The organism is Arthrobacter hankyongi (genome assembly GCF_022012395.1).
GTDB lineage: Bacteria > Actinomycetota > Actinomycetes > Actinomycetales > Micrococcaceae > Crystallibacter > Crystallibacter hankyongi.
On record NZ_JAKLTQ010000002.1, the window covers coordinates 185,040 to 203,253 of the forward strand.

Annotated in this window: 17 protein-coding genes and 1 pseudogene; 7 read left to right on the forward strand and 11 right to left on the reverse strand. The window is 65.6% G+C overall.

The window, feature by feature from the left end; all coding sequences use genetic code 11:
• The first annotated feature begins 187 nt into the window (after positions 1 to 187).
• Positions 188 to 646 carry a zinc-binding dehydrogenase gene (locus LVY72_RS24850; protein ID WP_372463675.1) on the forward strand — a complete coding sequence of 153 codons (459 nt, stop codon included), beginning with the start codon at positions 188 to 190 and terminating at the stop codon, positions 644 to 646.
• On the opposite strand, the gene LVY72_RS04845 is transcribed toward LVY72_RS24850, so the two are convergent.
• Entirely contained in the window at positions 631 to 1,677 is a 1,047-nt protein-coding gene (locus LVY72_RS04845; protein ID WP_237818346.1) for an MsnO8 family LLM class oxidoreductase, read from the reverse strand. The two genes, LVY72_RS24850 and LVY72_RS04845, sit on opposite strands and share 16 nt — an antisense overlap.
• A complete protein-coding gene (locus LVY72_RS04850; protein ID WP_237818347.1) occupies positions 1,674 to 3,014 on the reverse strand; it encodes an NtaA/DmoA family FMN-dependent monooxygenase in 1,341 nt (446 codons plus the stop codon). Before LVY72_RS04850 ends, LVY72_RS04845 begins: the two co-directional genes overlap by 4 nt.
• 118 nt (positions 3,015 to 3,132) lie before the next feature.
• On the opposite strand from LVY72_RS04850, the gene LVY72_RS04855 reads away from it, so the two are divergent.
• Positions 3,133 to 3,699, forward strand: coding sequence for a TetR/AcrR family transcriptional regulator (locus LVY72_RS04855; protein WP_237818348.1), 567 nt, complete (start codon positions 3,133 to 3,135; stop codon positions 3,697 to 3,699).
• A 147-nt stretch (positions 3,700 to 3,846) separates the two neighbouring features.
• On the opposite strand, the pseudogene LVY72_RS04860 reads toward LVY72_RS04855, so the two are convergent.
• The 7 genes and pseudogenes from LVY72_RS04860 to LVY72_RS04890 form a co-directional block, all read right to left on the reverse strand.
• Positions 3,847 to 4,532, reverse strand: a pseudogene (locus tag LVY72_RS04860) (IS256 family transposase); the annotation flags it as partial.
• Between the two features lie 99 nt (positions 4,533 to 4,631).
• Entirely contained in the window at positions 4,632 to 5,603 is a 972-nt protein-coding gene (locus tag LVY72_RS04865; RefSeq protein ID WP_237818349.1) for an antibiotic biosynthesis monooxygenase family protein, read from the reverse strand.
• Positions 5,604 to 5,701: 98 nt separating this feature from the next.
• A complete protein-coding gene (locus tag LVY72_RS04870) occupies positions 5,702 to 6,685 on the reverse strand; it encodes an acyl-CoA dehydrogenase family protein (protein ID WP_237818350.1) in 984 nt (327 codons plus the stop codon).
• A 3-nt stretch (positions 6,686 to 6,688) separates the two neighbouring features.
• Positions 6,689 to 7,852: an acyl-CoA dehydrogenase family protein gene (locus LVY72_RS04875; RefSeq protein WP_237818351.1), complete on the reverse strand. Its 1,164-nt coding sequence runs from the start codon at positions 7,850 to 7,852 to the stop codon at positions 6,689 to 6,691.
• 46 nt (positions 7,853 to 7,898) lie between these two features.
• Complete coding sequence (locus tag LVY72_RS04880; protein ID WP_237818352.1) at positions 7,899 to 9,023, reverse strand: CaiB/BaiF CoA transferase family protein; 1,125 nt, start codon at positions 9,021 to 9,023, stop codon at positions 7,899 to 7,901.
• A gap of 41 nt (positions 9,024 to 9,064) precedes the next feature.
• Entirely contained in the window at positions 9,065 to 10,264 is a 1,200-nt protein-coding gene (locus LVY72_RS04885) for a thiolase family protein (RefSeq protein ID WP_237818353.1), read from the reverse strand.
• Entirely contained in the window at positions 10,261 to 10,719 is a 459-nt protein-coding gene (locus LVY72_RS04890) for a Zn-ribbon domain-containing OB-fold protein (protein WP_237818354.1), read from the reverse strand. The genes LVY72_RS04885 and LVY72_RS04890 overlap by 4 nt, the downstream gene beginning before the upstream one ends.
• A 158-nt stretch (positions 10,720 to 10,877) precedes the next feature.
• Here LVY72_RS04890 and LVY72_RS04895 point away from each other — a divergent pair, with 158 nt between their 5' ends.
• The 5 genes from LVY72_RS04895 (at position 10,878) to LVY72_RS04915 (ending at position 15,863) form a co-directional block, all read left to right on the forward strand.
• Positions 10,878 to 11,744: a MaoC/PaaZ C-terminal domain-containing protein gene (locus LVY72_RS04895; RefSeq protein ID WP_237818355.1), complete on the forward strand. Its 867-nt coding sequence runs from the start codon at positions 10,878 to 10,880 to the stop codon at positions 11,742 to 11,744.
• A gap of 532 nt (positions 11,745 to 12,276) precedes the next feature.
• Positions 12,277 to 12,450 carry an SDR family oxidoreductase gene (locus LVY72_RS04900; RefSeq protein WP_269092218.1) on the forward strand — a complete coding sequence of 58 codons (174 nt, stop codon included), beginning with the start codon at positions 12,277 to 12,279 and terminating at the stop codon, positions 12,448 to 12,450.
• Positions 12,451 to 12,590: 140 nt separating this feature from the next.
• Positions 12,591 to 13,454, forward strand: a complete 864-nt coding sequence (locus tag LVY72_RS04905) for an SDR family NAD(P)-dependent oxidoreductase (protein ID WP_237818357.1) — start codon at positions 12,591 to 12,593, stop codon at positions 13,452 to 13,454.
• A 286-nt stretch (positions 13,455 to 13,740) separates the two neighbouring features.
• Positions 13,741 to 14,931: an acyl-CoA dehydrogenase family protein gene (locus LVY72_RS04910; protein ID WP_237818358.1), complete on the forward strand. Its 1,191-nt coding sequence runs from the start codon at positions 13,741 to 13,743 to the stop codon at positions 14,929 to 14,931.
• A 2-nt stretch (positions 14,932 to 14,933) separates the two neighbouring features.
• Entirely contained in the window at positions 14,934 to 15,863 is a 930-nt protein-coding gene (locus LVY72_RS04915) for an alpha/beta hydrolase (RefSeq protein ID WP_237818359.1), read from the forward strand.
• Between the two features lie 72 nt (positions 15,864 to 15,935).
• Here LVY72_RS04915 and LVY72_RS04920 read toward each other — a convergent pair whose 3' ends face one another.
• Together LVY72_RS04920 and LVY72_RS04925 are read right to left on the reverse strand one after the other, a co-directional pair.
• A complete protein-coding gene (locus tag LVY72_RS04920; protein ID WP_237818360.1) occupies positions 15,936 to 16,376 on the reverse strand; it encodes a nuclear transport factor 2 family protein in 441 nt (146 codons plus the stop codon).
• A gap of 22 nt (positions 16,377 to 16,398) precedes the next feature.
• Complete coding sequence (locus LVY72_RS04925) at positions 16,399 to 18,180, reverse strand: AMP-dependent synthetase/ligase (protein WP_237818361.1); 1,782 nt, start codon at positions 18,178 to 18,180, stop codon at positions 16,399 to 16,401.
• Positions 18,181 to 18,214 lie beyond the last annotated feature (34 nt).

The window sequence follows — 18,214 nt, forward strand, 5'->3', positions numbered from 1 at the left end:
GACAGCGATACGCCCCAGCCGAACAATCGTCATGCGGTACCCAACCCGCGCATATCAGCCTGACACTGCAGTCGAAACCAAGACCCGCCGGCACGACCACCCCACCCGGACGGCGCCCAAACCAGCGGCCCCCGACCAAACCAGCCGGGAGCCGCTCACCATTGCCTCTTGACAAACCTTCCTACATATCAGCGTCGCGGTCCTCGCCGGCGGCGAAGTCTTTGCAGCCGATGTATCTGATGCGGCGTTTGAGGCCGCCAAGGCTGCCGGTGTCAAGGACACTTTCCTCTCTGCCGAAGAGTTCGCTGATCTCGATCTGGATGTGATCATCGATTTCGCCGGTGTGGACACCACGAAGACGGCAATCGAGATGGTCAAGCATGGCGGCCGTGTAGTCCAGGTCGGCCTCGGCAAGCCCGAGATCACGTTCCCAACGACATCGCTGGTTTTCCGAGAGGTTCACTTGGTGGGATCATTGGCGGGTTCGACCGCGGATACCGCCGCCCTCTACGAATTCATGGCGGATGGTTCCTTTTCGATTGACGTTGAGCCAATAACGTTCGACGAGATCAATGACGGGCTGCTACGGATGCGCCGGGGCGAGCTTCGCGGTCGTCGGCTTGTTGCCGACTACAGTCTCGGCTGATCCGCAGTCTCAGAGAGGTCAACTCGGGTGATGGCTTCGGCGATGAGTGCCCGGGACCGGCTGCGCAGGTCGGGGTCGATGAGCATGTCCTGGATCATGATTTCGGTCGCGCCGGTGGCTTCGACGAGCTTCTCCAGTTGGGTTTTGAGGGTGTCCGGGCTTCCTGAGATCTGTGCGGGGATGGTCTTTCCGTCGAACGTGCTGCTCTGCTGTTTTGCGTCCAGCGGCAGTTCGGCTTCGGCCTGGGCAAGTGTGGGCGTGGTCGCAGCCTGGCCGCTGGCGGCCACCCTGCGCCAGAGCAGCCGGGCGGGCCACGTCAGCCGGTGGGCGGTGTCTTCATCGTCGGCGGCGACGATGTTCAGCGCCAGCATGGTGTTGCGCTGCGCCGTGCCGAAGGGCGTGGATTGGAAGCTTTCGCGATGGGCATCCAGTGCAGCGACGGCGGTGCCGGGATTGATGAAGCCGGCGAAAGCGTAGCCGAGCCCCAGGCTGCCGGCCAGTGCTGCGCTGTTGCCCGAGGAGCCCAGGACCCACACGTCGGGAACGGTTTCCATACCGGCGGTGAGGTTGATCGGGGAGAAGGGGTGGTCCGGTCCGAAGCCGTGGTGGTAGTAGGCAAGGATTTCCTGCACCTGGTGGGAGAAGTCATCCTGAGGGCGGGAGTTCCGGTCACGGCGCAGGGCTGCGTCGATGAGCGGGCCTGCGGTGGCCCGTCCCAGGCCCAGATCGATGCGGCCGGGTGTGAGGGCTTCCAGCTGCAGGAAGCGTTCGGCGATGCTGAACGGGCTGTAATGGTTCAGCAGCACAGCCCCGGAGCCGACCCGGATCCGTTCGGTTTCACGGGCGGCCAGGGCGATCAAGCTGACCGGATCCTGGGCTGCGTATCCCACCGTGTGGTGGTGCTCTGCGTACCAGATGCGCTCATAACCGAGTTCGTCGGCTTCACGTGCCGCACGGACCGCGGCGTGGAGCGCCTCGCGTTTCGATCCGTTGTGGGCCACCGGGGCCAGTTCCACCAGTGAATACTTCATGATGCTGCGCCCACGTGCTGTCCGTACCCGGCGGGCAGCCCGTTCTGACGGGGGATGCCCAGATGATCCCGCAGTGTGGTGCCGGCGTATTCGCGCCGGAACAGGCCGCGTTCCTGCAGGATCGGAATCACTTCATCGACGAAGTGCTCCAGCCCGTCGGTGGCATCCGGGTTGATGTTAAACCCCTTGCCCACGCCTGCTTCATGCCACCGCTGCAGGATGTCAGCGACCTCGTCCGGAGTCCCCAGGGCCACGGGATGGTAGTTCATGGTGCCGTGGGCCAGGATGCGCCGCACCGTGAGCCCTTCCCCGGCCAGTTCCAGCGCCAGGGGAGAGCGCGGATCTGCCGGATTGGCCCGGGCGTTCTCCAGCAGGCTTTGGTGCACCGGCTTGTCGATGTCCTCGATGGAGAGCGGAACGCCGATCTGCTGGCCGAGATAGGCCACCTTCGTCTCCAGGTCGCCCAGTGCGTCGAGCTGTTCGCGGCGTTCCAGAGCTTCCTTCCGGGTCGAGGCGACGGAGGTGATGATTCCGTTGAAGACGGTCATGTGATCCGGGGACCGCCCGTAGGTCGAGGCGGCCTGTGCCACTGCCGCGGCATGCTCGACTCCGGAAGGGATGTCGAAGGGATTGTTGTAGACCGCGTTGGCGAACCGCCCGGCCAGGCGCAGGCCGTTGAGTCCGCCACCGGCCTGGAAGACCACCGGCTGCCCCTGCTCCGAGGGCGGCAGTCCCAGCGGGCCGCGGCTGGCGACATGGCGGCCGGCCAGTCCCACCGGGGTGACGCGACTGGCGTCAGCAAACCGGCCGGCCTCCTTGTCCATGATGAGCGCATCATCTTCCCATGAGCCCCACAACGCCATGACGGCAGCAATGAACTCATGGGCACGCTCATACCGCTCCCCCCGGCTGGGCACACCGGTGCCGTAGTTGAGCAATGCTCCCGGATGCGACGTCGTCACGGCGTTCCACCCCGCCCGGCCCTGGCTGACCAGATCCAGTGCCCTGAACTGCCGCGCGACGGTGAACGGGTGATTGAGCGTCGTTGACGAGGTGGCCACCAGGCCGATCCGCTCGGTTTCCCGCGCCACCGCCGTAAGGGTGACGATCGGCTCCAGGGCCTGCTGCGGCGGCGCCGTTGCCACATCGGTGCTCAACACCGGCGTATCGGCGAGGAACAGCGCGTCGAACCTGCCCCGCTCAGCGGTCTGCGCGGCCTTGACGAAGACATCCGCATTGATGAAAGAGGCGGGATCGATCCCCGGCCAGCGCCAGGCCGCCGGTTCGAGACCGTACCCGGAGATGAGCTGCACCGTCAGGTGCATCTGTCTGGTCATGGGCGTGCGTTCCTCTTCAGAAGTTTGGGATCAAAGACTAAGCGGAGGTAAGCTCCGTTATGAGCATACGGAGAGGGCCTCCGGTTGACAGACTCGCGGTATTGAAAGAGGTCGATCGATGTCAACGTCCCGAACGATGCGGGCGGATGCACGCAAAAACTACGAAGCGCTCATCAAAACCGCCCGCAAACACCTCAGCAGCCAGGGAGTCACCACATCGCTGGACGCCATTGCCCGTGAAGCCGGCGTCGGCGTAGGAACGCTCTACCGGCACTTTCCCGACCGGGACCATCTGATCTTCGCGGCCTTGAACGCTCAGGGCGAAGAACTGCGAACAGCCGCCGATCTCATCCGGTCAGCAGAAACGGGCCTTGAGCGGTTGGAGCGGTGGCTGGCCCAGGTACAGAACTACCTCAGCTCATACCAGGGGCTTCCCGACTCCATTGCCCAGGCACTCGAATCCGGGGACAAAACCCCCCTGGCCATCACCTGTCAGGAGATCATCGAGATCACCGACGGGATTCTCGCCGATGCGCAGCAAGAGGGCACGGTGCGACCGGGCATAAAAGGGCAGGATCTCTTCGAAACCACGCTCATGACCGCCTGGCTGATATCCCAGGAGCCGGAGCGACAACGCGGGCTCGGCGGAGTAGGCGAAATCCTCCGGCACGGATACCGAAGCTAGAAACACGACCTGCCCCGTCCCGCGTTCCGCCGAAGCTCAGCGAAGGCCGCTACCGGCGAACAGCATCCTCTACCCGTGTCATCGGCAATCACCTGTAAACGACAAACCGAGCTGTGAAAACCACCAATCGACGCCAAAAGTCAGAGTTGGAGAGTGGCCGCGGTTCTTGGTGATTTTCCGCAACTGGTAGTTCAACGTCTCGATGGCGTTGAGATGACCTTGCGCATGGCCGGTGGGAAGGCCAGGAACGGGATGAACCGAACCTTCTTGCGGTCCCCGTAGGCGACGAACCGTATTCCAGGAGCGGATCAGCACGCACGTCTGGACGGTCGCTTCGCCCAGGAAGGTGGCCTTGGATGGCCTCCGGAAGCCGATGAACGGCTCACAGCAGGCGATCAGCGCATCCTTCACCCCGCGGTTTGCCAGTTCGGCGCAGACCCCGGCCCAGAATCGCTCGCGAGCGAGAGGTGCACCCATCGTTCCCTCGCTCTCCTGGACCCAGATGCCTTGTCACGTGCTTGATGCCGTCGAGGTCCACGGCCGCGGCGATGTGTGCGGCCTTGTTTTTGACATGGACGCGGTCGCGGATCTTCACCACGATGGCATCCAGATACAGGATCGGGTAGATCTCATCCAACGGCCTCGATTGCCAAGCCATGACCTCCTCGAGGACCTCGTCGGTGATCTTCGAAATGGTCTCCCGCGACAGTTCGGTGCCGCTCGGGGACTCCAGATGGTTGGCGATATCCCTCACCGTCATCCCCACCGGCGTAGAGGCTGATGATTGCCTCATCCAGGACGCCGGTGCGCCGCTCTTCCTTGGGCACCAGTCGGATCGCACACGTTCTGACCTCTACGACTACCTCGCTGCCTAGTCAAATATGAACAAGCCCCTGGCCGCCTAATCCCGGGCAAACTAACGGAGATTACCGCTAGACAGCGCGGTAAAATCGGCGCGTGCCGCTTCTCACCAGTGGCATTCCCTCCAAGACGAAACGATTCCAAGACGGATTGGTCACGGTCATTATTCTCAAGTCGCTGAAGGCTGCGACTGAATCCAGTTGCCAGGTCGATTGCACTTCGGCCTCAGTGTACGCATGATCAACGGTGCGCCAACGGTGAAGCAATTTCGCCCCGACGTCGGCCAGCGGCGGATCGTAGTCCCGTTCGAGCAAATCGATGTAGGTGTCAACATCTTCGAGGGCCGTGCGCGCGGTGATCGTGTAAAGGATGGGAAATGGCTCCGACGGGATGTTGGGGGGTGACTGCGCCGGCTTGAGTTTGAAGGGGTAAGTCAGGATCTTAAGAGACCGTGCGTCTATACCAAGGCGCTTAAAGCCCTCCAGACTCGAGCAAGCGATCCCTTCCGCCGTTTTCAGATAGTGGTTCAGGGCCGCCATGTCAGTGAACCCTTGTTCCCAGACATGAGTCCAGTTCAAGTCTTTAGTCGGAAAACGCCATGCCACATTGTCGGGAGAGAATACCGAGGCCGCCATGCCTTCGCCCTGTGCAGCCAGCGTTTCCAGCATCGAGGTGTCGGTCCCCTCGGGCAGCTTCATGAGCACCACTCGTCTAACGCCCTCTTCGAGCCGCGGAACGGAATCGGGCAACGTGTAGCGCGTGGTGTCGATGTCATGCGCCAGGCTCTCGGGACTGTCGGCAATCAAGTAATTGTCGAGGGTGGCCATGTGGTACGGATGCACCATGTACGGTCCGGTATACGTTTCCTCATCGACGAATGTCATTTCCCAAACCACAGTTCTAGTGTCGAGGTCGACGCCCGCAGACGAGTCCAACAAGCCGGAAATAAACCTATCCGAGTCGCTTAAGGCTTTGAGAAATTCATCTATCCTTTCCTCGGTCGCACCAGGATTCAACGGCATGACGTAGAATCGTCGGATCATTCTGTGGTCTCCCTTGTTCCAAACAACGTCGTTACTTGTTCACCGCTACCGATGCGACTTTGTCGTCTCACCACCGGAGAGGCGCCCGGGTGCTGGATCTAGAGGGTCGCCAGCCGCGGGACGGACCGGGCCGCGCGGATGGAGGATCCCAACTCGGCGCGGAGGGACCCCGTCGAACCGAGCAGGTTCTCCAGCACCAGTGCCCGCCGCAGGTAACGGTGGAAATCGTGTTCCTGGGTGAAGCCCATGCCGCCCAGGAGTTGCTGGCAGTTTTCCCGCGCCGTCCGCAGGAACCTCCCGGCCAGGGTTTTGGCCAGAAGGCATGAGAGCACATCGGTGGATTCCTCGGCAGCGTCAGCGGCCAAAGAAGCGGTCTCCTGCCAGACCCGCACGTCGGCCAGCTTGTGGCGGACGACCTGGAATCCAGACAGCCGCTGGCCGAATTGTTCGCGGGACGCGGTGTGCTCCACGGCGAGGCGCAGCATTGCCGCGCCGACTGCGTTCATCTTGAAGGCCAGCGCGAGATGCCCGGCGGCCCGGACCGCCGTCCATGCCGTGCCGGGTTCCCCGGAGGCAACCACGGCGCCGGCGGGCACGGACCAATTAGCGTCGAGCTGTGCCCAGCCCGACTCGGCGTCGATGCCTTGGCCGGCGGCGGGCCATGTGCCCTCCCACGGTCCGGCGACCAGCGCCGGCTCTCCGTCCAGCAGCACCGGTGCCACGACGGTTTCCGGGGCGGCGTCCCGCGCGGCGACGATGCCGCGCAGCGTCATCTTCAGGATGCCGCCGTCGAGTGTGGCCGTGCTGGTCGGTACCGGCGATGACAGTGCCGGATAGACAAAAGCGGTGTCCGGTCCGGGTTCGAGGCCCGCGGCCTTGGTGCAGACGTCGTCCAGTAGCGGCAGGGCGACCAGATGCTCGCCCAGTAGTGGAAAAACGATGCCGGCGGCTTCGGCAGGCTCCTCGTCCAGCAGGTCCAGCCAGCCGAATTCCTCGAGTGCCTCGCGCAGCTGCGCGGCGGGGGTGGAGTCGATGGTCTTGGCCAGGCCCTCGCTGAATGCCTGCTTCTCAAACTCGTCCATGGGTCAGTCCTTCGGAAGGCCGAGCACGCGGTCGGCGATAATGTTTCGCTGGATTTCGGCCGTCCCGCCGTAAATCGACGACGCCCGGGAGTATAGGTATTCCCCGCGCCAGGAAGCCGCGCCGGGGTCCTCGCCCAGCAGGATGCGGCCGGGCATGGCCTCCACGGCGGCGTCGAAGAGGTACTTCTCCGCCGTAGACATGAGGATCTTGTCGAACGAGGGCAGCACCCCCGGCGACTCGCCTCGGTCCAGGGTCCGCAGGGTGCGGCGGGAGAGCAACCGGAGCCCGTAGATGAGTTCGAAAGCCTCCCCGGCGACGGCGGCATCGAGGCCAGGTGCCTCGTCCACCAGTGTGCCCAGGCGCCAACCCATCCACGCCTGGCGTTGCCAGGCTGCGGCTCCGCGCTCATTGGCCAGCACGAACATGGCCACGGCCCAGCCGCCGTTGACTTCGCCCAGGGTCCTGGTCTTCGGGACGACGACGTCGTCGAAGTAGAGGCTGCAGAACTCGTCGTCGCCGGCAATGCTCGGCAGCGGCCGGACCTCGATTCCGGGAGTGTCCATGTCCAGGACCATCGCGGTGATGCCCCGGTGCCCGGAGCCCGGCTCGCCGGTGCGGGCCAACAGCACGCACCGGTCAGCGAACTTGGCCCAGCTGGTCCAGATCTTCTCCCCGTTCAGGCGCCACGAGTCGCCTTCATCGGTGGCCCGCAGCCTCAGCGAGGCAAGATCGCTGCCGGCGCCGGGTTCGGAGAATCCTTGGCACCATTTCTCGTCACCGCGCAGCAGGCGGGGAATGAGTTCGGCGGCCAGCTCCTGCGGGGCAAAACGCGCGACGGCCGGGCCGAGGACCTCCTGGGTGGCGAAGGAGAAGGGCGGGGGATAACCGGCCGCGGCCAGCTCTTCGCTGATCATCCCCCGCAGGCCCAGGGTTCCGCCGAGACCACCGAGGTTGGCCGGCCAGCCCAAGCGGATCCATCCCGTGTCGTAGAGGAGTCGCTGCAGCTCGGAGAGCTTGGCGAAGACGGAGTCCATGTCGCCGTGGAGCCCGCGGAATTGGTTGAGCCGGTCGGCATTGTCAGCGATCCAGGTGACGAAGGCCTCGCGAACTTCCGCCAGGCCCAGCGAGGCCAGGCTCTCGACGTGGGTTGGGGATGAGACGGTCATGCTCTATTGCTCCTTTGGGCGGGGTATTTCGACGAATGACCGGCGGTCACCGGAGGGCCTGCTCGTGGTCGACCTCCGGCACCCACACAGATAGTACGTCCACGACGGCGGAGTTCCGGACCGGGGTACCGTTCGGAACACCGGCCGGCGTGCGCGAAAACCGCGGGGCGGGAGCGGGCTGGGCAATTCCATCCACGTGGACGAAGGCGGCACGCTCACGGGCATGGGGGTGGTGCGGGGCGTCCGGGGGCGCCAGCACCGGCGCCACGCAGGCATCCAGGTCCGCAAACACCTCGACCCACTCGTCGCGGCTGCGTGCCTTAATGCACCGGGCGAATACGCTTCGCAGTTCGGGCCAGCCCTTCCGGTCATATTGTGCCGGCAGACCGGCAGGGTCGAGCCCCAGCCCGGCCAGGAACTCGGCGTAGAAGCGCTTCTCCAAGGCTCCCACGCTCAGGAAACCGCCGTCGGCGGTCTGGTACACGTCGTAGAACGGGGCGCCGCTGTCCAGCAGGTTCGTGCCGCGCTCGGACCGCCAGGTCCCGGACCCGATCATGCCGTGGATGGAGGCGGCCAGCAGTGAACTGCCGTCCACCATGGCCGCGTCCACCACCTGTCCGGTTCCGGAGGATCGGCGCTCGTAGAGGGCCGCCAGGATGCCGAAGGCCAGCAGCATGCCTCCGCCCCCGTAGTCGCCGACCATGTTTATCGGCGGGACCGGGGGCTCACCGGTCCGGCCGATCGGCTCGAGGGCGCCGGAAAGGGCGATGTAGTTGATGTCGTGGCCTGCCTTGCCCGCCATGGGGCCGGACTGGCCCCACCCGGTCATGCGGCCGTAGACCAGCCGGTGGTTGGCGGCCAGGCAATCGTCCGGTCCCAGCCCGAGCCGTTCGGCGACGCCCGGCCGGAACCCTTCGACCAGCACGTCGGCCCCGCGGACGAGCTGCAGCACCTGGTCGCGTGCGGAGGGTTCCTTCAGGTCCAGCTCGATCGAGGTGCGTCCCCGGGTGAGGGGGTCGATGGGGCGGGGGCGTCCGTTCGACGGTTCGGCGGTTCCGGGCCGGTCGATGCGTACGACATCGGCTCCGAGGTCGGCCAGCATCATGCACGCGAAGGGTGCCGGGGCGGCGCTGGCGATTTCGAGGACTTTCAGGCCCTGCAGAGGTCCCATGGTGAACCTATCTTTCTCTTAGGTGTCCCGGCAGGACGGGGCTAGCTTGCTGCTTCGAGGATGTGGACGGCGCAGGCCGAGGCCAGGCCCACGACGTGGGTCAGGCCGACCTTCGCCCCCTCCACCTGGCGGTCGCCGGCCTCACCGCGCAGGTGGGTGGCGACTTCGTAGAGGTTCGCGATGCCGGTGGCGCCCAGCGGGTGTCCCTTGGAGAGTAGGCCGCCTGAGACATTGACGGGAGTGGTTCCGCCGCGCCAGGGCGCGCCTGAGTCGATGAAGTCGCCGGCTCCGCCCGGTTCGCACAGGCGCAGGTTGTCGTAGTGCAGCAGTTCGGCAGTCGCGAAGCAGTCATGGAGTTCGACCAGATCCAGATCCTCCGGGCCGATTCCGGCCTTTTCGTACGCCTGGTCGGCGGCCAGGCGGGTCAGGGTGTTGATGTCGGCCTGTACCTGGTCGGATTCCGTCCAGGGGTCGGAGGTCAACACCGAGGCGGAGATCTTGACGGCGCGGCGCCGCACGTCCGGGTCCAGCGTGCGCAGCCTGGCGTCGGACACCAGCACGACGGCGGAGGCGCCGTCCCCCGTCGGGCAGCACATTGGCAGGGTGTTTGGATAGGAAATCGTCTCCGCGTTGAGGATCTCCGCCAGGGAGAATTCCTTCCGGTACTGCGCCAGCGGGTTCAGGACCGAATGCGCATGGTTCTTCTGGGCCACCTTGGCGAACTGTTCGGCACTTACCCCATGCCGAAGCGCATACTCGGTGCCGGCCTGGGCGAACACGCCGGGCATCAGCGAGGTGCCGAGGATCCCTTCGGTCTTCATGACGGCGCCGTAGCGTCCGTTCGGGGTGAATTCGGTCTTGGTGCGGCCCTTGCGGGCACCGCCAAGCAGCCCCATCTTGCCCATCTTTTCTACGCCCACGGCCAGGCCGAGATCGGTTTCCCCCGAGGCGATGGCCATCATGGCCACGCGTACCGCGGTCGCCCCGGTGGCGCAGGCATTGACCACGTTGAAGACCGGAATGCCGGTCTGCCCGATCTGCTTCTGCAGGCGCTGGCCGTTGTGCGAGTTCGCCTCGTAGACGTTGCCCATGGCCAGGACGCCGACCTGGTCCATGGTCGTTTGGGCGTCCTTCAAAGCGTCCATCGCTGCCGTGGACGCCAGATCGATCAAATCCTGATCCGCGAACCTGCCGAACGGCGTCATGGAAGCGCCGATAATCCAGATGTCCCCACTGCTCATAGCTCGTCCCCATCCATCTTGTATCCGAAAGCGATGGCTTCGGTGCCATCGTCGTCGACGCCTGCCGTAAAGGTTTCCAGCTTGATCCGCTGCCCGGCCTTGATCTGCTGCGGGTCGGTGACACCGAGCAGGTTCGACTTGATGACGCCGCCCCCGTCCAGATCGACGACCACGGACATATAGGGGGCCGGTATGTTCGGGGCTGCCCGGTGCACCACCGTGAAGGCGCGTACCTTGCCGGTGCCGGCAAGGCGCCTCGGGGAGAACTCCGTGGCGAAGCACCGTGCGCAGGCGTTCCTGCGGTCGAAGTACAGTGCGCCGCACGCGTTGCAGCACTGGGCCTGGATGTATGGCTGTTCGTCGAGCACCAGGTAGTCGACCACCGGCACGCGCGTCGGTGTGCCGGACGGGTCGTTCACTGCCGGACTGGCGGCGGTCAAGGCGTTTGCTTCCATGCGTACCTCCCCTGCCCGCAAGGGCGGAGGGCCCTGCGGCGCGGTTTGAAGTTGGCGGAAATCCCTCCAACAAACTCCGTTGATAAACAATCTATGAATAGACTAATTTGGGTATGGAAAGTTGACAACCCCGACCGGGGTGGACCAAGGAGGAGACCATGAGTATCGACCCGAATGCGCTGGGGGCAAGCATCGGACCCCGCCGGCGGTCGTGGACAGACCGTGACACGCTGCTGTATGCCCTGGGCGTGGGTGCCGGGCTGGACGACCTGCCGTTCGTGACGGAAAACTCCAAGGGTGTGGAGCAGCGCGTCCTGCCGACCTTTGCCGTCATCGTGGCGGAGGGCAATTCCATCCTCGCCAAGGCGGGGAAGATCAATTGGGGGAAGATGGTCCACGGCGCGCAGGGGATCCGCCTCTACCGTCCCCTGCCGGCGGCCGGGGAGGTTGACGTGTGTGCCGAGATTACCGACCTTCAGGACAAGGGTGAGGGAAAGAATGCCGTCCTGACCATCACCGCCAGCGCAAGCGACCCTGTCGATGGCGCGCTGGTGGCGGAGTCGACGACGACGCTGGTTTTCCGCGGCGCCGGCGGATTCGGCGGCGAACCGGGGACGAGTGCCCTGCGCGTCGAGATCCCCGAGCGGGAGCCGGACGTTGAAATCGAGTACGGCACCCGTGCGGACCAGGCGCTGCTGTACCGGCTCTCCGGGGACCGCAACCCGCTGCATAGCGATCCGGTATTCGCCACCGAGCGTGCCGGTTTCCCCAAGCCGATCCTCCACGGACTGTGCACCTACGGTTATGCCGGGCGGGCGGTGCTCGCCGGCCTGTGCGGCGGTGATCCGGCACGCCTGGAGTCCATGCATGCGCGGTTTGCGGCGCCGGTCTTTCCAGGCGAGACGCTCCGGACCTCCATCTGGCGGACGGGGGAGGGGCGGGCGACGTTCACCACCACGGCCACTGGGGAGCCTGGCGCGGGGGAGCGGCTGGTCCTCGACGGCGGGCAGGTGGAGTACCGCTGATCAGTGGGGGCGCCCCGCGGTGCCGTAGAGCATCATCGACCAACGGGATTCCCGTTGGGCTCGGATGGCCCCTGGCTGCAGCGCCAGGGGCCTTCCGTTTTCCGGCCGCCGGGGCGGATGGAACCACTAATTTGTCTATTGTCAATCAATTGTCTGCAAGATAGTCTCACTATCAATAATCAGTGATGGGGATACATGCTCCGGATCCGGCAACGGCGCCGTACCCGGAAAGATCCCTCGGGCACGGCTACGGGGAATTCGGCCACTCGGCGGAGAACCACCTGTCCATGTTCCATCCCGGACGCCTCGTCTATCCGCAAGCGACGCTGCCTGCCGACAGGCGATTCCGGTGACGCGGCCCGACACGGGACTTCCAGGCAATGCCGGAGTAGAAGGAGCACTGTATGGCCCTGAATAAATCAGTTTGCCCGCTCGCTCGCGCTCGAGGTCGCGTCGACCGGGGTGCGGGTGAACACGGTAGCCCCAGACTGGCTGGAGACTCCGAGGACCGAACAGTCCATCTGTGCAGAGGATGGAACGGTCGGCGGAGCCACTACTCGAGCGTTGGGCCGAGATGTTCCCCATGGGGTTCAAGCGCGAGCCTGTGGAGCGGGCGTACGCGATCCTCTATCTCGCAGTGGATGCCGCCCGCTTTGTCACCGGCCAGGTGATGCGCCCTAACGGCGGCGCGGGCATGCTTTGGTGATCCGTCCGGGAATGTCCCGCGCGCGGTCGGTGTGGCGAAGCTGGACTGGCAGGCGACGCAGACCCCCAAGTGTACAAAAGGCCGACGGTGGTACCCGGGAGCGGCTGATGCCGGGCACCACATAATCATGGAAGGTTGAAATGTCTCTGTTCGATCTAAGCAATCGCGTATGTCTTGTGACAGGCAGCACAAAAGGCATTGGAATGGCGACAACGTACCGCATGCTCGAGCACGGCGCACGTGTCGTCGTCACGGGGCGCGGCGAAGCGGAAGCCCAGGCCCGGGCCGCGGAACTCAATACGCAGTTTGGCTCCGGCCGGGCAATTGGCATCGGCTTCGACCTGGCGGACCGCGCCTCGGGCAGGGCGCTTATTGACCGGACCCTTGAGAAATGGGGGCGGATCGACACGCTGATGTGCAACGCGGCGCATATCCTTCTGGGCCGGCTGGAGTCGATGGACGAGGAGGTTGAGCTCATCGGAACTTCCTTTGAATCGAATGTGCGCAACTATGCTGCACTCACTCGCTATGTGGTTCCCCATATGCGGTCCCAAGGCGGGGGTTCAATCATCTACACACTGTCCGCCGCCGGGTTCATCGCCGCGCCGCCCTATCTTCCCTATGGGATCGCTAAGTCGTCCCTGGACTACATGACGAAGTCGCTCGCGGTGGACTTCGGGCCGGACAACATCCGGGTCAACGCCATCATCCCGGGCGGGATCCGCACGTTTCGCAAGAGCGCCTTGGAGGAATCCGGCGCGGCGGACAAGTTTGTCGAGAAGATCCCGATGGGCAGGCGCGGCGACGCCGACGATATCGCGGCCGTCGCGGTGCTCCTGGCCGCTCCTGGCGGTTCCTACATCACCGGCCAGAGCATCGGCGTGGAGGGCGGGATGCTCCTGAAGGGGTCGGAGGGGATAACTGAAGGCTATGATTTCGCCCTCTCGATGCAGGAGCAGCGGAAGGCCGAAGAGACTGAGATTCTCAGCGGCTACACAAACTGAGCCCGCGGAGGCTACTCCACTCTCGTTGGATGCGGGTCAGGGCACCCCAGCATTCATCCCGGTGGCACAGGGGCATCGTTTGGTGTCCGTGCTGCCGCAGTGTTTGGCGCCTTCCGAGAGGGCTGTCCCGTGCCGGAGTATCCGGGAATTCTTTCCAGCTAGTCTATTGATCAGTAGTTTATTTACAGATAGTTTGAAGCTCGTTCACCGAACGGCGTGCGGTCCCCGCCCCGTTCACTCGGCAAAGACGCTGTGAGTGCGGCGTCCTGCTCAAAGGAGGAACCACGTGACAGAGTCGTCCGTAATTGTCAGTCCGGTAACGGAGGGCCAGTCCTCCGTTGACGACCGGGGTATTTTTTTGGAGCGGGCGCGGGAACTGGCCCCGCTGATCGAGAGCGAGGCTGCTGCCGCCGAAACCGCGGGCCGGCTCACCCCGAAGGTCGTCCAGGCGTTCCGCGATACAGGCCTGTTCTGGATGATCGTGCCCAAGGCCTTCGGCGGCGGCGGGCTCAGGACGGGTGAAGCCATCGAGGTCATCGAGGAGATCTCGCGGGCCGACGGCTCGACCGGCTGGGCCTTTATGGCCAATGCATTCGCCAACGGAATCCTGGCCGGCTTCCTGCCCCGGGACGGGGCCCAAGAGCTTTTCGGGGGGCCGGACAAGGCGATCCTTGCGGGCATGGGCGCTCCCGTGGGAACCGCGCGCAAGGTCGATGGCGGCTATCTGGTCAAGGGCAGCTACCGGTTCGGCAGCGGCAGCCACCACACTACCCATATGGCCTTCGGCCTCACCCTGGTTAACGACCAGGGCGAGGTGCTCGACTACCTGCAGTCCCTGGTTCCCCGCGAGCAGGTGGTCTTCAAGGGCGGCTGGGATGTGACCGGGCTCGTTGCCACCGGCAGCCAGGACTACGAGATTCCCGAACAGGTCATCGAGGAGCGCTTCGTCTTCTCGGTGACGGGAGGGCCGACCCAGCACATCGCCCCGTTTACCACCGGACCGGAGATCGGCCTTGCCGCCCATGCCGGCATCGCCCTTGGCCTGGTGAAGCGCGCACTGCAGGAGGTCGCCGGCTCGAGCGCGAACCGGGCACGCGCAGGCTACCCGTCGCCGGTCGACCAGTACCCGGTCTTCCTCTCGGAATTCGCCAAGATCGAGGCGGACTACCAAGCCGCGCGCGCGTACGCGCTCGAAACCTACGCTAAGACCGACGAGTATGCGGCGCGGAAAGGTAGGCCCTCGCCCGAACTGGCCGCCCGCAACCGCCAGGCGACCACCTGGACGCACGAAATGCTGGAGCGGGTGGTGTCCAAGGCCCGCCTGTGGTCGGGCAGCGACGCATTCCGCAACCCGACCGTGATGGGCCGGCTGGTCCGCGACGCCGGCGTGCTCACCCAGCATCTGTTCGTCGATCCGATTACCTTTGTCGATGCAGCCCCGGCGCTGCTCGACAGCTGGCGCAACCAGGAGGCATAGCCATGACACTGAATCCCGCAACAACCCGAACCCAGGTCCCGACCGCGCAGAAGCTCGGCGACCTTTACCGGTATTGGGCCCGGCGCCAGACGCCGGGGGATGATCCGGGGATGGATCTGTTGCGCGACCTGTATCTGGGCTGGGGGCAGTTTGCCACCGAGGCCGAGGACGTGAGCTTCAAGACGGTGGACGAGGACGGGATCCGGGGCCTGTGGGCCAAGCCCGGACCGCACCGGCCGGGGGCAGTCCTCTACCTGCACGGGGGCGGCTACATCGGCGGCAGCGCGGAGGGGCACCGCAAGCTGGCGGCGCATATCGCCCAGGCGGCGGGCCTGCCGGTGTTCGTGCTGGACTACCGGCTGGCCCCCGAGCATCCGTACCCGGCGGCGCTGGAGGATTCGCTGGCAGCCTACGAGTGGATCCTGGCCAAGGGCGCCCCGGCCGAACGGGTGGCGGTCGTGGGCGATTCGGCCGGCGGGGCGCTGGCCACCGCGGTGGCGCTGCACCGGCGGGACGCGGGGCTGCCGCGGCCCGGGGCGGTGGCCACCATGTCGCCGTTCTATGACGTGGAGGCCAAGGGGCGCACGTTCGAGACCAACGCCGGGCGCGATGCCCTGGCCGAGAAATCGGCCGTCGGCGGCCTGCACGCGCTGATCCTGGGCGAGGGCATCACGGCCGAGGACCCGTACCTGAACGCGCTGAAGTCCGATCCGGCGGGCCTGCCCCCGGTGCACATCGCCTTCGGCGGCGACGAGGCCCTGCTCTCGGGCGGGCAGGACTTCGCCGAGCTTGCCCGGGGCAAGGGGGTCGAGGTCGAGCTCGAGGTCTACGAGGGCCAGCAGCACGTCTTCCAGTTCCTCGCCGGCTCCGACCCCGACGCCGACGACTCGATCGCCAAGATCGGCGCCTTCCTCAAACGCCACATCCAGTAAGTTCCTCCACGGGAGCGCCCCGGCACCTGGCAAGTCAGGTGCCGGGGCGGCTGTCGTATTGGACCGCGGCCGTCACAATCGTCGGTCGGCAGCGGCGTCCAGGCGGGCGCGGCGGGCGGCAAAGCGCCACCCATCCGAGGTGCGGATATATCGGTCCTGGTAGGATCCCCACTCCAGCAGCCCCTGGTGGCCGATTACTGATACGTACGCATCCCCGGTGGCATGGTCCCCGTCAACGACGTCGATGACATGCGAAGTCACGCTGTGGTAGATCCGTGCCGGGCGCCCGCCGGGAGCGCGGGCGGCGAAATCGGCACGGAACTGCTCGAAGGCTGCGCGGATCGCGGGGCGTCCGGTGTGGACGACCGGCCTGCCCTTCCCGACGAATTCCAGCACCGCATCCTCGACGAACAGGTCAAGGAGCCCATCGAGCTGCCCCGAGTCGCCCAATCTGCTGTAGCGGGCCACCAAATCACGGATGCCCTCCCGGGCGGCCAGTTCCACGGTGTCCATATTGTTCTCCTTCTCCGGGTGGTTAGGCATGATCCGGTTGTCCCGCGGCGAGCGGTTCCCGGGCGTACATGGCATCGATCAGGCCGGCATAGCGTGCTGCCACTCCGGCGCGCTTCATCTTCCCGGTGGCCGTCAGCACGTCCGAATCCAGGTCCCAGCAGTCGGTGACGATCACCCGTGTGCGCAGGCGCTCGGCCCCCGGCAGGTCTGCGTTGATCTCGGCGATCCGGGCGTCAATCTCGCCGCGCACCTCGGGCACGTCTTCGAGGCGTCGGCCGGCAGGGACCTGGACGCTTCGGGATGCGAGCCATTCAGTTGTCGCGTCGGGATCGAGAACGATGACTGCGCCCACGTGCGGCCGCCCGGTCCCGACCACGCAGATGTAGGAGACGAGGCGATGCCTGGCCAGCGCCGATTCGATGTGGGAAGGATTGACGTTGTGTCCGGAAGTGGGAACAACGACGTCGTTCCGCCGGCCTCCGTAGACCAGGTTCCCGGCGGCGTCGAAACTGCCCGAATCGCCGGTGCGGAACCAGCCGTCGGAGGTGAACGAGCGGCCCGTTTTGTCCGCGTCGTTGAAATAGCCGGAGAAGACGGCGGGGCCCCGGACCTCGATTTCCCCGTCCGGGGAAATCCGCACGTTCATGCCGTCCAGCGGGCGCCCGACGGTGCCGGCGGTGATATCGTGTGGATCCCAGGACCCCATGCCCGTTGTTTCGGTCTGGCCATAGTAGTCGGCCAGCGGCAGCCCGCAGTCCAGCCAGAACTCGTGGATGTGCCGCGGCAGGGGAGCTGATCCGACGATGGCCACGAGGATCTCGTCCAGTCCGAACCGGGCCAGGACGGAGCGAATGGCGTCCTCGTCCCCGGCCTCCGGCACCCCGGCCCGGCGCCGGCGCAGGGCCGGTTCGAATGCCGCCGCCGCGTCCGGGTCTTCCTGCAGTCCGCCGGACACCCGCGCATGCAGCAGTTCCCACATCCGCGGTGCGCCGAAGAGCATGTGGGGATGGGTTTCGGCCAGGACGCGGTGCAGATGCGCCATGTCCGGACAGCAGGTCACTTCGCTGCCCGAGGCGATGTGCGCGTAGTGGGTTGCGAAGCGTTCGCCGATATGCGCCATGGGCAGGTAGGACAGCTGCCGCTTCCCTGCCAGCGGCACTCGGGAGCGCTGCGCAAAGGTCCGCACCGCGAACACCACGTTGCTGTGGCTCAGCGGCACGCCCTTGGGGCGCCCCGAGGTCCCCGAGGTGTACAGCATGACGGCGGTGTCCGACGACGCCACGTGCTGCACACAGGCTCCCAAGTCCAAGGGCGGCGTGGCCAGCAGCTCCGCGTAGTCCGTAATGCGCTCCGAAGCCTCCGCCCCCGGATGAACGGCAATGACTCTCGGATCCAGGCCACGCAGCTCCGCCGCTGCCAGCACACGGTCGCGGAAGGCCGGCTCGTCCACGACGCAGGCCACCGCCGAGCAGTCCTCCATGATGTCGGCAAGCCGTTCGACCGACGGCGAGTTGTAGACGGAGACGGATACCGCGCCGATCAGCATCGCGCCCACGTCGGCGAAGTGGAACTCGGGCCGGTTGCGCATCAGCAACACCACGTGGTCGCCCTTCCTGACGCCGAGGTTGCGCAGGCCGGCGGCGAACGACGCGGCACGGTGCGCGTACCGCGCCCAGTCGAGGGTGGTCCAGGCACCGTCGACCTCATGTCGCAGGGCGGATGCGGAACCACGGGCGGACACCGTGTCGCGGAACAGCGAGACCACGGTTTCGTTGTGCTGGGACACGATGGGCTTGGATGTCACAGTGCCTGCCTCTTCCTTGTGTTCCCTCGGTGCG

What these genes read in the sequence shown, in the direction of transcription:
- LVY72_RS04845 (WP_237818346.1), bottom strand. Translation starts at nt 1,677, where the DNA reads ATGAAGTATTCACTGGTGGAACTGGCCCCGGTGGCCCACAACGGATCG.
- LVY72_RS04850 (WP_237818347.1), bottom strand. Translation starts at nt 3,014, where the DNA reads ATGACCAGACAGATGCACCTGACGGTGCAGCTCATCTCCGGGTACGGT.
- LVY72_RS04855 (WP_237818348.1), top strand. Translation starts at nt 3,133, where the DNA reads ATGTCAACGTCCCGAACGATGCGGGCGGATGCACGCAAAAACTACGAA.
- LVY72_RS04865 (WP_237818349.1), bottom strand. Translation starts at nt 5,603, where the DNA reads ATGATCCGACGATTCTACGTCATGCCGTTGAATCCTGGTGCGACCGAG.
- LVY72_RS04870 (WP_237818350.1), bottom strand. Translation starts at nt 6,685, where the DNA reads ATGGACGAGTTTGAGAAGCAGGCATTCAGCGAGGGCCTGGCCAAGACC.
- LVY72_RS04875 (WP_237818351.1), bottom strand. Translation starts at nt 7,852, where the DNA reads ATGACCGTCTCATCCCCAACCCACGTCGAGAGCCTGGCCTCGCTGGGC.
- LVY72_RS04880 (WP_237818352.1), bottom strand. Translation starts at nt 9,023, where the DNA reads ATGGGACCTCTGCAGGGCCTGAAAGTCCTCGAAATCGCCAGCGCCGCC.
- LVY72_RS04885 (WP_237818353.1), bottom strand. Translation starts at nt 10,264, where the DNA reads ATGAGCAGTGGGGACATCTGGATTATCGGCGCTTCCATGACGCCGTTC.
- LVY72_RS04890 (WP_237818354.1), bottom strand. Translation starts at nt 10,719, where the DNA reads ATGGAAGCAAACGCCTTGACCGCCGCCAGTCCGGCAGTGAACGACCCG.
- LVY72_RS04895 (WP_237818355.1), top strand. Translation starts at nt 10,878, where the DNA reads ATGAGTATCGACCCGAATGCGCTGGGGGCAAGCATCGGACCCCGCCGG.
- LVY72_RS04900 (WP_269092218.1), top strand. Translation starts at nt 12,277, where the DNA reads ATGGAACGGTCGGCGGAGCCACTACTCGAGCGTTGGGCCGAGATGTTC.
- LVY72_RS04905 (WP_237818357.1), top strand. Translation starts at nt 12,591, where the DNA reads ATGTCTCTGTTCGATCTAAGCAATCGCGTATGTCTTGTGACAGGCAGC.
- LVY72_RS04915 (WP_237818359.1), top strand. Translation starts at nt 14,934, where the DNA reads ATGACACTGAATCCCGCAACAACCCGAACCCAGGTCCCGACCGCGCAG.
- LVY72_RS04920 (WP_237818360.1), bottom strand. Translation starts at nt 16,376, where the DNA reads ATGGACACCGTGGAACTGGCCGCCCGGGAGGGCATCCGTGATTTGGTG.